Source organism: Cupriavidus sp. 94F1 (genome assembly GCF_057798875.1).
This window is the reverse complement of record NZ_JBYOJT010000001.1, coordinates 204,934-219,024: the sequence shown is the minus strand read 5'-3', so window position 1 is coordinate 219,024 and position 14,091 is coordinate 204,934. Positions and strand designations below refer to the sequence as shown.

General features: G+C 68.1%; 10 protein-coding genes and 1 other RNA gene. 8 read left to right on the top strand and 3 right to left on the bottom strand.

Translation table 11 applies throughout. The features are described from left to right. Positions 1-55 precede the first annotated feature (55 nt). Positions 56-154: signal recognition particle sRNA small type (gene ffs / locus AC3FJ6_RS00945), an RNA gene on the bottom strand. A gap of 161 nt (positions 155-315) precedes the next feature. On the opposite strand from ffs, the gene AC3FJ6_RS00940 reads away from it, so the two are divergent. The 6 genes from AC3FJ6_RS00940 to AC3FJ6_RS00915 all read left to right on the top strand — a co-directional run bounded on the left by AC3FJ6_RS00940 (position 316) and on the right by AC3FJ6_RS00915 (position 9,437). Next, positions 316-2,823, top strand: a complete 2,508-nt coding sequence (locus AC3FJ6_RS00940; protein ID WP_488770372.1) for an adenosylcobalamin-dependent ribonucleoside-diphosphate reductase — start codon at positions 316-318, stop codon at positions 2,821-2,823. 327 nt (positions 2,824-3,150) lie between these two features. Next, the gene (locus AC3FJ6_RS00935) at positions 3,151-4,827 is read left to right on the top strand and encodes an L-lactate permease (RefSeq protein ID WP_400392893.1); all 1,677 of its coding nucleotides are present in this window, start codon (positions 3,151-3,153) and stop codon (positions 4,825-4,827) included. Positions 4,828-4,955: 128 nt separating this feature from the next. Further along, positions 4,956-7,472, top strand: coding sequence for a DNA polymerase III subunit gamma/tau (locus AC3FJ6_RS00930; protein WP_488770371.1), 2,517 nt, complete (start codon positions 4,956-4,958; stop codon positions 7,470-7,472). A gap of 78 nt (positions 7,473-7,550) precedes the next feature. After that, on the top strand, positions 7,551-7,877 hold the full coding sequence (locus tag AC3FJ6_RS00925) for a YbaB/EbfC family nucleoid-associated protein (protein ID WP_488770370.1): 327 nt from the start codon (positions 7,551-7,553) through the stop codon (positions 7,875-7,877). Positions 7,878-7,914: 37 nt separating this feature from the next. After that, on the top strand, positions 7,915-8,529 hold the full coding sequence (gene recR / locus AC3FJ6_RS00920; RefSeq protein ID WP_153945296.1) for a recombination mediator RecR: 615 nt from the start codon (positions 7,915-7,917) through the stop codon (positions 8,527-8,529). Positions 8,530-8,531: 2 nt separating this feature from the next. Then, positions 8,532-9,437 carry a LysR family transcriptional regulator gene (locus AC3FJ6_RS00915; protein ID WP_153945295.1) on the top strand — a complete coding sequence of 302 codons (906 nt, stop codon included), beginning with the start codon at positions 8,532-8,534 and terminating at the stop codon, positions 9,435-9,437. A 16-nt stretch (positions 9,438-9,453) separates the two neighbouring features. On the opposite strand, the gene AC3FJ6_RS00910 is transcribed toward AC3FJ6_RS00915, so the two are convergent. Both AC3FJ6_RS00910 and AC3FJ6_RS00905 read right to left on the bottom strand, forming a co-directional pair. Next, on the bottom strand, positions 9,454-10,788 hold the full coding sequence (locus tag AC3FJ6_RS00910; protein WP_488770369.1) for a GGDEF domain-containing protein: 1,335 nt from the start codon (positions 10,786-10,788) through the stop codon (positions 9,454-9,456). 35 nt (positions 10,789-10,823) lie between these two features. Next, positions 10,824-11,591 (bottom strand): substrate-binding periplasmic protein, encoded by a 768-nt coding sequence (locus tag AC3FJ6_RS00905; RefSeq protein WP_488770368.1) that lies wholly within the window; start codon positions 11,589-11,591, stop codon positions 10,824-10,826. A 264-nt stretch (positions 11,592-11,855) separates the two neighbouring features. On the opposite strand from AC3FJ6_RS00905, the gene AC3FJ6_RS00900 reads away from it, so the two are divergent. Both AC3FJ6_RS00900 and AC3FJ6_RS00895 read left to right on the top strand, forming a co-directional pair. Continuing rightward, positions 11,856-13,052 (top strand): CaiB/BaiF CoA transferase family protein, encoded by a 1,197-nt coding sequence (locus AC3FJ6_RS00900; protein WP_488770367.1) that lies wholly within the window; start codon positions 11,856-11,858, stop codon positions 13,050-13,052. Next, the gene (locus AC3FJ6_RS00895; RefSeq protein ID WP_488770366.1) at positions 13,049-14,026 is read left to right on the top strand and encodes a hydroxymethylglutaryl-CoA lyase; all 978 of its coding nucleotides are present in this window, start codon (positions 13,049-13,051) and stop codon (positions 14,024-14,026) included. The genes AC3FJ6_RS00900 and AC3FJ6_RS00895 overlap by 4 nt, the downstream gene beginning before the upstream one ends. Positions 14,027-14,091 lie beyond the last annotated feature (65 nt).

The following is a 14,091-nucleotide window of genomic DNA, read 5'->3' as shown; positions in this document are numbered from 1 at the left end:
TTTTGTGGGATTTTCGCGAAGAACTTCGCGGGAAGACAGAAAAAGCAGGAGGAAGGGGGACGAGCCTGACCCTCGGCACTGGTGGAAAACGGCTGTGGCTGCTTCGTTCCCGACCTGACCAGGTTGACCGCGCCACCATGCGAGGAGGCCCGTCCGACCGGCATTGTAACCCAACCTGGCGCAACGTTTCCAATTTCGTTGTTCTACGAGGGTTGTTCGACCGGAGTTTGATCTGATACCGGGGTGTCGCCCGGCCATGCTGGCAGCATGGCGGACGGCATTTTCTGCCGACTTTTCATCCAGACAGGTTGGGGCATGAACGCAAACGACCAGATCCTCCGCGGCGCACTCGTGCCGCAAGACATCTCCATCGAAGTTCTTCAGGAAAAATACGCCAAGGGCGAGGAGCGCAGCATCGACGATGTGCGCCGCCGCGTGGCGCGCGCGCTGGCCGAAGTCGAGCCGGCCGATCACCGTGACACCTGGGCCGCGCGCTTTCTCTGGGCGCTGGAAAACGGCTTCGTGCCGGCCGGGCGCATCAATTCCGCCGCCGGTACGGGCATCCAGGCCACGCTGATCAACTGCTTCGTGCAGCCCGTGGGCGATTCGGTGTCCGAGTCCCGGGACGGCAAGCCCAGTATCTATACGGCCGTGGCGCAGGCCGCTGAGACCATGCGGCGCGGCGGCGGCGTGGGCTATGACTTCTCGTCGATCCGGCCCGGCGGCGCGCTGGTGCGCGCCACGCATTCGCGCGCCTCGGGGCCGGTGTCGTTCATGAAGGTGTTCGATGCGTCGTGCGCCACGGTGGAGTCGGCCGGGGCGCGGCGCGGGGCGCAGATGGGCGTGCTGCGCTGCGACCATCCCGACATCGAGAGCTTCATCCACGCCAAGGATCGTGGCGAACTGACCAACTTCAATATCTCGATCGGCGTGACCGACGCCTTCATGCAGGCCGTGGAGGCCGACGAGGAAATCGAACTCGTGCACGAGGCCGAGCCGGGCATGGACGTGATCGCGGCCGGCGCCTACCGGCGCGACGACGGCCAGTGGGTGTATCGCCGCGTGCCGGCGCGCCGGCTGTGGGACCAGGTCATGCAGGCCACCTACGACCACGCCGAGCCCGGCATCCTGTTCCTGTCGCGCATCAATGCGGACAACAACCTGTATTACTGCGAGACGATCGAAGCCACCAACCCATGCGCCGAGCAGCCGCTGCCGTCGTATGGCTGCTGCTGCCTGGGATCGATCAACCTGACGCGCTTCGTGCGCCAGCCCTTCACCGACGAGGCCAGCTTCGACTTCGCCGCGTTTGCCGAAGTCGTGCGGGTGTCCACGCGCATGCTCGACAACGTGCTGGACGTCACGTTCTGGCCGCTGCCCGAGCAACAGGCCGAGGCGCAGGCCAAGCGCCGCATCGGGCTGGGCTTCCTGGGGCTGGGCAGCGCGCTGGTAATGCTGGGGCTGCGCTACGACACCGACGCGGCGCGCGCGCTGGCGGGCCGGATATCCGAAGCGATGCGCGACCACGCGTACCTGGCATCGGTGGAACTGGCCGACGAGAAGGGCGCCTTCCCGCTGTTCGATGCCGACGCCTACCTGCGCGGCGGCTTTGTGAGCCGGCTGCCGGACGCCGTGCGGGACGCCATTCGCACGCACGGGCTGCGCAACTCGCACCTGCTGTCGATCGCGCCGACCGGCACCATCACGCTGGCCTTCGCGGACAACGCGTCGAATGGCATCGAGCCCGCGTTCTCGTGGACGTACAACCGCCGCAAACGCATGCCCGACGACAGCTATCGCACGTTCGAGGTGGCCGACCATGCATGGCGGCTCTATCGCCATATGGGCGGCGACATGGACCATCTGCCGGACAGCTTCGTCACCGCGCTGCAGATGTCGGCGCTGGACCATATGCGGATGCTGGAAGCCGTGCAGCCGTATATCGACACCAGCATCAGCAAGACCGTCAACGTGCCGGAGGACTATCCGTACGAAGCCTTCCGCAACCTGTACCTCGAAGCCTGGAAGGCCGGCCTGAAGGGGCTGGCCACCTACCGGCCCAACCAGGTGCTGGACGCGGTGCTGTCGGTGGCGCCGGCTCCCGACGCGCCTGCGGCGGCGGCCACGACGCCGGGCGCCCAGCAGAATGGCGACGATCCGCTGACCCGGCCGTTCGGCAGCCGTCCGCTGGGCGATCTGGAAGGCGTGACGTCCAAGGTCGAGTACCTGACCTACGAAGGCCACAAGACCGTCTACCTGACCGTGAACTTCATGCGCGTCACGGGGACGGTGGACGGCCAGCCGGTCACGATCGAACGGCCCATCGAGTTCTTCATGCCGGCCGGCCAGCGTACCGAGGGGCAGCAGTGGATCACGTCCACGATGCGGCTGCTGTCGATGGTGGCGCGCTCGGGCGGCCCGATCGCCAAGGCGCTGGCCGACATGCGCAACGTGGTGTGGGACAAGGGCACCGTGCGCTATGGATCGGTGGTGCGGCAGGATGGCACCGAGGTACCGCGCTTCCATGACTCCGAGGTGGCGGCGCTGAGCTACGCGCTGCAGCGCATCCTGATCAAGCGCGGCTTCCTGGACGACGAGGGCGGCCAGGTGCCCGTGACGGCGCTGGCCGCCCGGCTGGCCCGGCGCGACGGCGGCGAGGCGGCGGTCGCACTGGCCCGGCCGACGACGCCGGCCCAGGCCGCGACGGCCGTGACCGGCATCGGCACCGGCAAGCCATGTCCCGAATGTGGCGCGCATGCGCTGCACAAGGTCGACGGCTGCGCCAAGTGCGCCAACTGCGGCTACGTGGGCGAATGCGGCTGATCCGGCACTCGCCGAAGGGGGCGGCCCGCCGTGCACCGCCGTGCGTGGGCGGGGCCGCGCCTCCATCACATTACCTATATCGAACGATCGTTTTAAGGAGTACGCTGCGCGCGAGGATGTGAGGTGCGCCAGACTGCCCCCGCACAATCCCTGAATCCGGCTCATCGGGTCGATGACCGGATTTTGGGCGGTGAGCCGGGAACCCGTCCTTACAATCCCCTTTCTGTCCGGCGGGCGGCGCTTGCGTCGCTCGGCGGGGCACATGTCGTCCGGTTGTCCAGGTCCGTCAGAGGCAGGCAGCCGTATCAACCAGAGGAGGATTCAATCGTGTGGAGTCAAGTCTATGACCCGCTAGGCAGCATGGCGCTTTCGACCATCGCTGCAGGGGTTCCGGTCGCCGTGCTGCTTGCCGCGCTGGCGTTCTTTCATATGCAGGCGCACCTGGCGGCCGGCCTGGCGCTGGTGGTGGGCATCGTCGTGGCGTCGTTCGTGTTCGGCATGCCGGCGGCCATGGCCGGCAAGGCGGCGGGGCTCGGCATCGTGTCCGGCTTGTTCCCGATTGGCTGGATCGTCCTCAATATCATCTTCCTGCACCGGCTCACCACGATAAACGGGTCATTCAAGGTGTTGCAGAACTCGATCTCCGGCGTGACCGAGGATCGCCGCCTGCAACTGCTGCTGGTGGCCTTCAGCTTTGGCGCATTCTTCGAGGGCGCCGCCGGCTTCGGTACGCCGGTGGCCGTGACCGGTGCCATCCTGATCGGCCTGGGCTTCTCGCCGCTGGCCGCTTCGGGCCTGGCGCTGATCGCCAACACCGCGCCGGTGGCATTTGGCGCGCTGGGTGCGCCGATCATCGGCCTGTCGTCGGTGACGGGCATCGACCAGGTGCAGCTGTCCGCGATGATCGGCCGCCAGCTGCCGTTCTTCTCGGTGCTGGTGCCGTTCTGGCTGATCTGGGCGTTCGCGGGCTTCCGCGGCATGCTGGCGATCTGGCCGGCCATCCTGGTGGCGGGCGTCAGCTTTGCCGTGCCGCAGTTCCTGGTGTCGAACTTCCACGGCCCGTGGCTGGTGGACGTGATCTCGGCGCTGATCTCGATGGGCTGCCTGACCGGCTTCCTGAAGATCTGGCAACCGAAGGAAATCTGGACGTCCACGCGCATCCTGGGCCGCCACGACGACTCCAAGGTCGATCATCCCGAGGCACTGGAAGCCGACGCGCGGGCCAGCGCCGCATCGGTGGGCATCTCGGTGGCCAAGGCCTGGATGCCGTGGGTGATCCTGACCGTGTTCGTGTTCGTCTGGGGCGTGCCCGAGTTCAAGAAGCTGATGGACGGCATCTGGCAGTGGAAATTCCCGATCCCGGGCCTTGACAAGGCCGTCATCAAGGGCCCGCCGGTGGTGCCGAAGGAAATCGCCGAAGGCGCCGTGTTCAACTTCAACGTGCTGTCGATGGCCGGCACCGGCATCCTGGTGTCGGCGGTGGTGGGCGGCCTGCTGATGGGCTACTCGATCCCGCGCCTGTTCAAGGAATACTGGGAAACCATCAAGCTCGTGCGCTATTCACTGCTGACGATCTGCGCGATGTTCGGCATTGGCTACCTGACCCGCTACTCGGGCCTGGACGCCACGCTGGGCCTGGCGTTTGCCCAGACCGGCGTGCTGTACCCGCTGTTCGGCACGATGCTGGGCTGGCTGGGGGTGGCGCTGACCGGGTCCGACACGGCATCGAACGTGCTGTTCGGCGGCCTGCAGAAGACCACGGCCGAGCAGCTGGGCCTGTCGCCGACGCTGATGGCGGCCGCCAACAGCTCCGGCGGCGTGATGGGCAAGATGATCGACGCGCAATCGATCGTGGTGGCGTCCACGGCCACCAAGTGGTACGGCCACGAGGGCGAGATCCTGCGCTACGTGTTCTTCCACTCGATCTCGCTGGCCATCCTGGTGGGCCTCTTCGTGACGCTGCAGGCGTATGTGCATCCGTTCACGCAGATGGTGATTCACTGACGGCCGGCCAGCCCGATGTGACACGAAGCCCCGCCCCACGGCGGGGCTTTTTCGTAGGCGCCGGCCGGCCGGGGTTTGCCGGGCCGGCTCCCGATTGCCGAGGCCCGCCTTTTGCTACAATCGCCGCCATGAGTTATCAAGTTCTAGCGCGCAAATGGCGCCCACGGGATTTCACCACGCTGGTCGGCCAGGAGCACGTGGTGCGCGCGCTCACGCATGCGCTGGAACAGCAGCGGCTGCATCACGCCTACCTGTTCACCGGCACGCGCGGTGTCGGCAAGACCACGTTGTCCCGGATCCTGGCCAAGGCGCTCAATTGCACGGGCCCGGACGGCAGCGGCGGCATCACCGCCCAGCCCTGCGGACAGTGCAAGGCCTGCCTGGAGATCGATAGCGGGCGGTTCGTCGACTATATCGAGATGGACGCGGCGTCGAACCGTGGCGTGGACGAGATGGCGCAGCTGCTCGACAAGGCGGTCTATGCGCCGACGGTCGGCCGCTTCAAGGTCTACATGATCGACGAAGTGCACATGCTGACCAACCACGCCTTCAACGCGATGCTGAAGACGCTGGAAGAGCCGCCCGGGCACGTCAAGTTCATCCTGGCCACGACCGATCCGCAGAAGATCCCCGTCACCGTCCTGTCACGCTGCCTGCAGTTCAACCTGAAGCAGATGCCGCCGGGGCATATCGTGTCGCACCTGGACCATATCCTGGGCCAGGAAGGTATCCACCACGACGGCAGTGCGCTGCGCCTGCTGGCGCAGGCTGCCCATGGGTCGATGCGCGACGCGCTGTCGCTGACCGACCAGGCCATCGCGTACAGCGCCGGCCAGGTGTCCGAGGAAGCCGTGCGCGGCATGCTCGGGGCGATCGACCAGAGCTTCCTGGTGCAATTGCTCGATGCGCTGGCCGCCGAGGACGGCGCCGCGATGCTGGGCATTGCCGATTCGATGGCCGACCGAAGCCTGTCGTTTGCCGGCGCGCTGCAGGACCTGGGCTCGCTGCTGCACAAGATCGCGCTGGCCCAGGCCGTGCCGGCATCGGTGCAGGACGAATGGCCCGAAGCCGAGGATGTGCGTCGCCTGGCCGGCCAGTTCGACGCGCAGGAAATCCAGCTGTTCTACCAGATCGCCAACCTGGGCCGCAGCGAGCTTGCGCTGGCGCCGGACGAATATGCCGGCTTCACGATGACGCTGTTGCGCATGCTGGCCTTCCGGCCGTCGGCCACGCCTGCCGCGCCGCTGGGCGGGCAGGGCGGTGGCGGCCAGGCCGTGGCGCGGCCGCGTCCGGCCAGCCCGCCGGCCGCCGCGCCCCGTGCCATGCCGGCTGCGCCGGTGGCTCAGGCTCCCGAAGCCGTGCCGGTGAAGGCTGCCGCGCCCCAAGCGCCCGTGGCCCGGGCGCTTGCACCGAACGCCGAGACGCCAGTTGCCGATGTGGCGAAGGCCGTCGTTCCGCCCATGCCCGAGCCGGTAGCGGAACCGGTTGCAACGCCCATGGCAGCCGCGCCGGCGCGTGCCGAAGTCCCCGCATCCCCGGTCGTTGCCGAAGCGCCCGCCGCGCCGGCCAGCAGCCGCACCGCCATGTCTCCGGCCCGTGCCGCCCTGGAAGCCGCGCGTCAGGCGTCGGCGGGCAAGGGTGCTTCGCGTCCGGCCGGCGCCAGCGCGCCGCCGATGGCTGGCGCCGCAGCCGCGTCCAGTCAGCGCCCGGCGGCCCAGCCGCTGCGTCCGCCCTCGGCTTCGCGCCCGGCGACCACGGCCGCACCGGCACCGGCACCCGCATCCGCGCCACCGGCCCGGCCCACTGCCGCCGCACCGGCTGCGCCCGCCGCGGCCGCCGTGCCTGTTGCGCCCGCCGTGCCTGGGGCAGTCGCCCAGCAGGCCCCGGCCGCGTCGGAGCCCATGCGCGAGCGCCCGGCGCATGCTGCCGCCAGCCCCGCTCGGCCGGCACAGCCTGCCGCCGATGTGCCGCCGTGGGAAGCCGCCGGTGGCAGCGATGTCCCGCCGTGGGAAGCCATGCCGGCCGACATGCCGGTGATCGGCCCCTACGATAGCGATCCGGGCTTCGACCCCAACTTTGGCGGGTACGACAACGGGTTCGAATCGGAAGGCTTCGACCGCGCGCCGCGTGGCGCCGGACGTGCTGCCCCGGGCCAGTCCGCCCAGCCCCAGGCCCGCAAGGCGGCGCCCGAGCCCGAGCCGGCGGTCGCGCTGGCACCGGCCGTGCCGCCGGTGGCGCCGAGCGCGTCCGACGACGGTACGCCGCCGGTCTTCACGGGCGACTGGCCGGCGCTGGCCGCCAGCCTGCCGCTCAAGGGCCTGGCGCAGCAGCTGGCGCATCAGAGCGAGCTGCACCGCGTGGTGGGCCGGACGTTGCATCTGCGCGTGCCGGTGGCGGCCATTGGCGAGGCCAATGTGGCCGAGCGCCTGCAAACGGCGCTCAATGAACACTTTGGCGTCGAGGTCCGCGTGCATTGCGAGATCGGCGCCGTGACCCATACCGCGGCGGCCGTCGAAGCCGCGGCGCGTGCCGAGCGCCAGCGCGAGGCCGAGGCCGAGATTGACCGGGACCCGTTCGTACAGGGCCTGCTGCGCGAATTCGGCGGGCAGATCGTGCCCGGCTCCGTGCAGCCGCGCGCTGCCTGATTTCGAGAGGCGGCCCGCCTGGATCGACACCATGCGGCGCCGTCCCACCCCATACACACATATCGAAGGAGTGATGCCATGATGAAAGGCCAACTGGCGGGGCTGATGAAGCAAGCCCAGCAGATGCAGGACAACATGAAGAAGATGCAGGAGCAGCTGGCCCAGATCGAGGTCGAGGGCCGGTCCGGCGCCGGTCTGGTGAAGGTGCTGATGACCTGCAAGAACGACGTGAAGCGCGTGACGATCGATCCGAGCCTGCTGGCCGACGACAAGGACCTGCTCGAAGACCTGGTCGCTGCCGCGTTCAACGACGCCGTGCGCAAGGCCGAGGCCACCACGCAGGAAAAAATGGGCTCGATGACCTCGGGCCTGCCGCTGCCCCCGGGCTTCAAGCTGCCGTTCTGATCGACGTCCCCATGCGCGCATTGTTCCAGGCGGTGCCATGAAGGCGGCGCCGCCCACTTCGCTGCAGGCGCTGATCGAGGCGCTCAAGGTGCTGCCCGGCGTGGGGCCGAAATCGGCCCAGCGCATGGCGTATCACCTGCTGCAGCATGATCGCGACGGCGCGCGCAAACTGGGCGACGCGCTGCGTGGCGCCGCCGATGGCATCCGCCATTGCGAACGCTGTAATACGTTCACCGAGCAGGACATCTGCGAGACCTGCCGCGACCCCGCCCGCGACGCCGCGCTGCTCTGCGTGGTGGAAACGCCCGCCGACCAGGTCATGATCGAACAGACCCTGACCTATCGCGGGCAGTACTTCGTGCTGATGGGGCGGCTGTCGCCGCTCGACGGCATCGGCCCGAAGGAAATTCATCTGGATCGCCTGCTGGCGCGTGCCACCGACCCGGAGTACGGCGGTCCGGCCACCGAGGTGATTGTCGCCACCAACTTCACCAGCGAAGGCGAGGCCACCGCGCACTACATCGGCGAAATGCTCAAGGCGCGCGGGCTCAAGGTGTCGCGCCTGGCGCGCGGCGTGCCGGTGGGTGGCGAACTCGAATACGTGGACGCGGGTACCATTGCCCGCGCCGTGATGGACCGGCGCACGCTCTGACCATGAACCTGGCGCGCTTCGATCTCGTGACGCTGGGCCTGTTCGTGGCCGTGGCCCGGCAGGGCAGCATCTCGGCCGGCGCGCGCCAGTCGCATCTGGCCGTGGCGGCCGCCAGCAAGCGGATTTCCGACCTGGAAACCGCCGTCGGCGCACCGCTGTTCTTCCGTCATGCGGCGGGGGTGCAGCTGACCGAGGCGGGGCAGGCCTGCTTTCACCACGCGCTGACCATCCTGCAGGACGTTGAGCGCATGGCCGGCGTGATGTCCGACTATGCGTCCGGCGTGCGCGGCCAGGTGCGCGTTTGCGCCAACACGTCGGCCATTACCCAGTTCCTGCCCGACGACCTGGCGCAATTCATGCGCCAGCATCCCACCATCCGCATCGAGCTCGAAGAGCACAACAGCAGCGACATCGTGGCCGCGCTGATGGAAAACCGGGCCGACGTCGGCATCTTTGCCGACCGCACGCCTTGCACCGGGCTGGTCACGGTCGAATACCGGCAGGACGAACTGGTCATCATCACGCCGCCGGGCCATCCGCTGGCCCAGGACGGTCCGGTGCATTACGCCGATGCGCTCGAATACGACTTCGTCAGCCTGCCCCAGGTGACGTCGCTGGCCGCGCGGCTGCTCGAAGAGAGCAGCCGGCTGGAACGCCAGTTCCGCCTGCGCATCCAGGTGCGCAGCTTCGACGCGATGTGCCGCATGGTGATGGCGGGGCTGGGGGTGGGTGTGCTGCCGCGCATCGCCGCCGAGCCGCATGTGAAGTCGATGGGGCTGTCGTTGGTGGGGTTGCGCGATGCCTGGGCCCGCCGGTCGTTGCTGATCGGCATGCGCGACCCAGCCGGCCTGACCGTGTCGGCCCGGCTGCTGATTGCCCACCTGTGCGGGGACCGCGCCCCGTTCTGAGCACTGCCCCGCCGGGCTATGGGGTGGTCAAGCCCTCGTCCGCGTACTCCACGCGGTCTCGTCCGTTGTTCTTGCCGCGATAGAGCGCCTGGTCGGCTCGCGAGATCATCCCGTGGATGGTGTCGCCGGGCTGCACGCTGGCCACGCCCAGGCTGGCGGTCATGTCTCCCGTCACCGAAAACGCCCGCTCGGACACCGTGCGGCGCAGCCGTTCGGCAAACTGCACGGCGACCTCGGGCGTGGCGTCGGGGCAGATGATCAGGAATTCCTCGCCGCCCCAGCGGCCCACGGTATCGGCATCGCGCGTGATTTCCAGGATGCGCTCGGCCATTTCCACCAGCACCCGGTCGCCGATCTGATGGCCATGGTTGTCATTGATGGCCTTGAAGCGGTCCACGTCGATCAGGATGATCGAAAACAGGCTGCCGTCGCGTCGGTGGCGTTCCAGCTCGCTGATCAGCACCGCGTCCAGATGGCGCCGGTTGAACACGCCGGTCAGCTGGTCGGTCTTGGACAGCGCCTCGAGCTGCAGATTCTTCTCGACCAGTTCGGCCTGGGTGGCCTGGATCTGTGCAAAGGCCTCGTGGCTGCGCTGGATGGCGGCCCGCACCGTCAGTTCGGCTTCGGTCCGTTCGGCGATGATCAGCTTGAGCTTGCGCAACACCTGGTTGAAGCCGTCGATGACGCTGTCGAACTCGGTACGGCCCAGCCGCGATAGTTCGTCGAGCTCGTCGCCGTGGCTCGACGCCAGCTGGAACAGCGCGCGCTGCAGGTGTTCCAGCGGGCGGAATACCATGCGCAGCCCAAAGGTCAGCAGCAGCACCAGCACCACGTCGATGGCGGCCACTTCGGTAATGCCCTGGATCATCGCCGCGCGCAGCGCCCGGTGCATCGGCTGGCGCGAGAACCGGATCACGGCCGTGCCGATCGACTGCTCGCGGCGCGCGGCATCGATATTGGCCGGCGGGTAGATCCGCACCTCGCTCAGCACGTCGTGCGGTCCGGCCACGGTGCAAGGGGCGGTGCCCGGCGCGGCAGGGCGGCCGGCCATGGCATAGGATTCCTTGCCGTCGGGCGAGAACACGCAGGCCTCGGAGACTTCGGGGTGCACCAGCGTGGCTTCCAGGCGGGAGCGCAGGATGCCGACATTGAGCGCCCAGGCAGGTTCGGCCAGGCTCTGGCCCAGGCCATCCATGATCTCCGCGCGGGTCCGCTCGAAGCGGCGCGCGAGTTCCTGCTGCAACTGCCACTGGCGATGCGCGGCAAAGGCCCCCAGCGTTGTCGTGGTGACAACGATGAACAGCACGATCATTCTGTTCCGGATCGAATGAACCGGGGGCAGCAGTGGCATGAAGGGCTCGATCCTGGAGGATTCAGGGAGGGATTCTATTCATCCACTGCCTTGTTGAACAGCGCGCGGAAGCGGGCCAGCTCCGGATGCGATGCCTCGTACTGCTTGCTGAAGCCGATATGCACGGTCTCGGTCTTGACGTTCAGCACGCGCCTGGACTTGTAGCGCATGCGCTCGGGCAGGCCGCGCGCCTCCAGCGTGACCAGCGCCTCGTTCAGGACCACGCTGGGGTTGACCACGCAGTCGATCTCTCCCACCAGCATCTTCTTGACCAGGTCCTGGAACTCGTGGCCCTCGACAACCTCGATCCGGCCTTCCCGGGCGAACTGGAAGAATCGCGGCCCCGGGGCCAGGTAGCCGCGCTGGTTACCGAACTTCAGGCCGGCAAAATCGTCGGGATAGGTGCGGAAGGTACGGCCTTCCACGGCATCGCGATTGCAGTGGACGGCCACGTCCTCGGCGTAGAACGCCTTCGAATGGTTCAGGTAGGGCCGTTCCTTCGGACGGTAGTAGACGCCCAGGATGCCGGCGCTGTTGCCGGACCTGGCCTCCTCGACCACGCGCGCCCATGAGGCGAAGCGGATCTCGACCCGGTATTCGGGCGGCAGCCGTTTCAGCACGCGCTGCACGCTGTCGATGTAGGCGCCCCGGGGGACGCCGTTTTCCTCATAGGACAGCGGCCGCTGGGCGGCTTCCGAATACAGCACGATGGTCGTCGTGGCGGGCGTCTGCGCCAGCGCGGACGTGGCCATCCAGCCGGCGCAGGCGGCGCAGAGAATCCGGCAGAAGCGGAAAAATCGCATGGTGACGAAGCCGCGGAGGGTGGGTGGCGGGCGCGCAGCGTGCCGGAACGGTGCCGGAACTGCGCCCGGGAGGTGTCCCGGATAACGGCAACTCCGGACCGGAAGTTGACCCATCCCCTCGTCAGGGTTAGCCCCAATCTTTCGCATTCCGAGATAGCCCGCTTTCCGGAATGCCGATTCCGCGTCACCCCGAAGCTGCGGCACACTCCGTCGAAACCAAGCCAAATCCCCCGCATGGGTCAGTTTCACGGAGACATTTCCAGCATGGCGCAACAGATTCTCAATGGCATCAAGGTCCTCGAACTGGGCCAGTTGATCGCCGGCCCCTTTGCCGCCAAGACCCTTGCCGATTTTGGTGCGCACGTGGTCAAGGTGGAACCGCCCGGCCAGGGCGATCCGCTACGAAAGTGGCGCATGCTTCACGAAGATACCTCGGTCTGGTGGGAAGCCCAGTCGCGCAACAAGCAGTCGATTGCCATCGACCTGCGCCAGCGAGAAGGGCAGGACCTCGTGCGCCAACTGGCCGCCGAGGCCGACGTGCTGATCGAGAACTTCCGTCCGGGCACCATGGAAAAGTGGGGCATGGGCTGGGATGTGCTGCACGCGGCCAACCCCAGGCTGATCATGCTGCGCGTGTCGGGCTACGGCCAGACGGGACCGAAGCGCGACGAGCCCGGCTTTGCCGCCGTGGCCGAGGCCATGAGCGGGCTGCGCTACCTGACGGGCGAACCGGGCCGGCCGCCGGTGCGCGCCGGCCTGTCGCTGGGCGACACCATTGCCGGGCTGCATGGCGCGCTGGGCGTGCTGCTGGCGCTGTACGAGCGAGACGCGCGCGGCGGCAAGGGCCAGGTCATCGACGTGGCGCTTTATGAGTCGCTGTTCAATCTCAGCGAAAGCCTGCTGCCCGAGTATTCGGCATTTGGCGCGGTGCGCCAGCCCGCGGGCGGGGCGCTGCCGGGCATCGCGCCGTCCAATGCCTATCCGTGCGGCTGCGGCGAATACGTGCTGATCGCCGCCAATGGCGACGCGATCTTCAAGCGGCTGATGGCCGCGATGGGCCGCGACGACCTGGGTGAGGACCCGGACCTGGCCCGCAACGACGGCCGCGTCAAGCGGGTGGACGACATCGACGCCGCAATTGCCGCCTGGACCCGCACGCAGACGGTGGCCTCGGCGCTGGAAGTGCTGCGCGCCGCCGACGTGCCGTCCGGCCGCATCTATACGGTCAAGGACATCGCCGAAGACCCGCACTACCGCGCCCGCGAAGTCATCGAGACGGTGACGTCGGCCAAGGGCCTCACCGTGGAAGTGCCGGGCGTCTTCCCGAAGCTGTCGAGCAATCCCGGTGCCATCCATGACCGCGCGCCCACGCTGGGCGAGCATACCGACAACGTGCTGGCGCAGGCCGGCTTCGACGCGGCGGCCATTGCCGACCTGCGCGCCCGTGGAGTGATCGCATGAGTCAACCCATCGCCCAGACCTATCCGCTGGCAGGGCCGGCGCGCATCGAGATCAACGACGTGGCGCCGCGCGACGGGCTGCAGATTGAGCCGTTCGTGGTGCCCACCGAAGGCAAGGTCGCCTTCGTCAACGCTCTGGCCCATTGCGGGTTTGCGCGCATCGAGGCGACCTCGTTCACGTCGGCCCGGGCCATTCCCGCCCTGGCCGATGCCGAGGCCGTGATGCACCAGATCGAGCGCGTGCCGGGCGTGCGCTACACGGTGCTGGTGCCGAACCTGCGCGGCCTGGAGCGCGCGCTGTCGTGCCGCCCGGACGAAGTGAACCTGGTGATGTCGTCCAGCGAGACGCATAACCGCGCCAACCTGCGCATGACGCGCGAACAGTCGAAGGCCCAGTTGCTGGCGATGATCGACGAGGCCGGCAAGGCCGGCGTGCCGGTCAACGTCTCGCTGTCCACGGTGTTTGGCTGCCCGTTCGAGGGCGAGGTCAGCGACGCCGACGTGATGGCGCTGGCGCGCACGTTTGCCGACGCCGGCGCGGCCGGCATCACGCTGTGCGACACCACGGGCATGGCCTATCCGAACCAGGTGGCCGCGCTGTGCGAGACGTTCCAGCGCGCGCTGCCGCAGACCGGCCTGACGATCCACCTGCACAACACGCGCGGCATGGGCCTGGCCAATGCCATCGCGGCGTGGCAGACCGGCGTGACGCGCTTCGACGCGGCGGCCGGCGGCCTGGGCGGCTGCCCGTACGCGCCGGGCGCCAGCGGTAACGTCAGCACCGAGGAACTGGTGCATATGTTCGCGGCGATGGGCGTCGATACCGGCGTCGACCTCGACGCGCTGCTGAACGTGGTGGGCGGGGTGTCGGAACTGGTGCAGCGCGACGTGCCCAGCCAGCTGCTGCGCGCCGGCCCGCGCCTGCGCACGCACCAGCCGCCCGCTTGGATGGCGGAGTTCTTCGCCAACGCCTGACCGGGCCGCAGAACAACAGGATTTTCGGATTTTCGGGTCCCCCAAATAAGACATACGGAGACAAA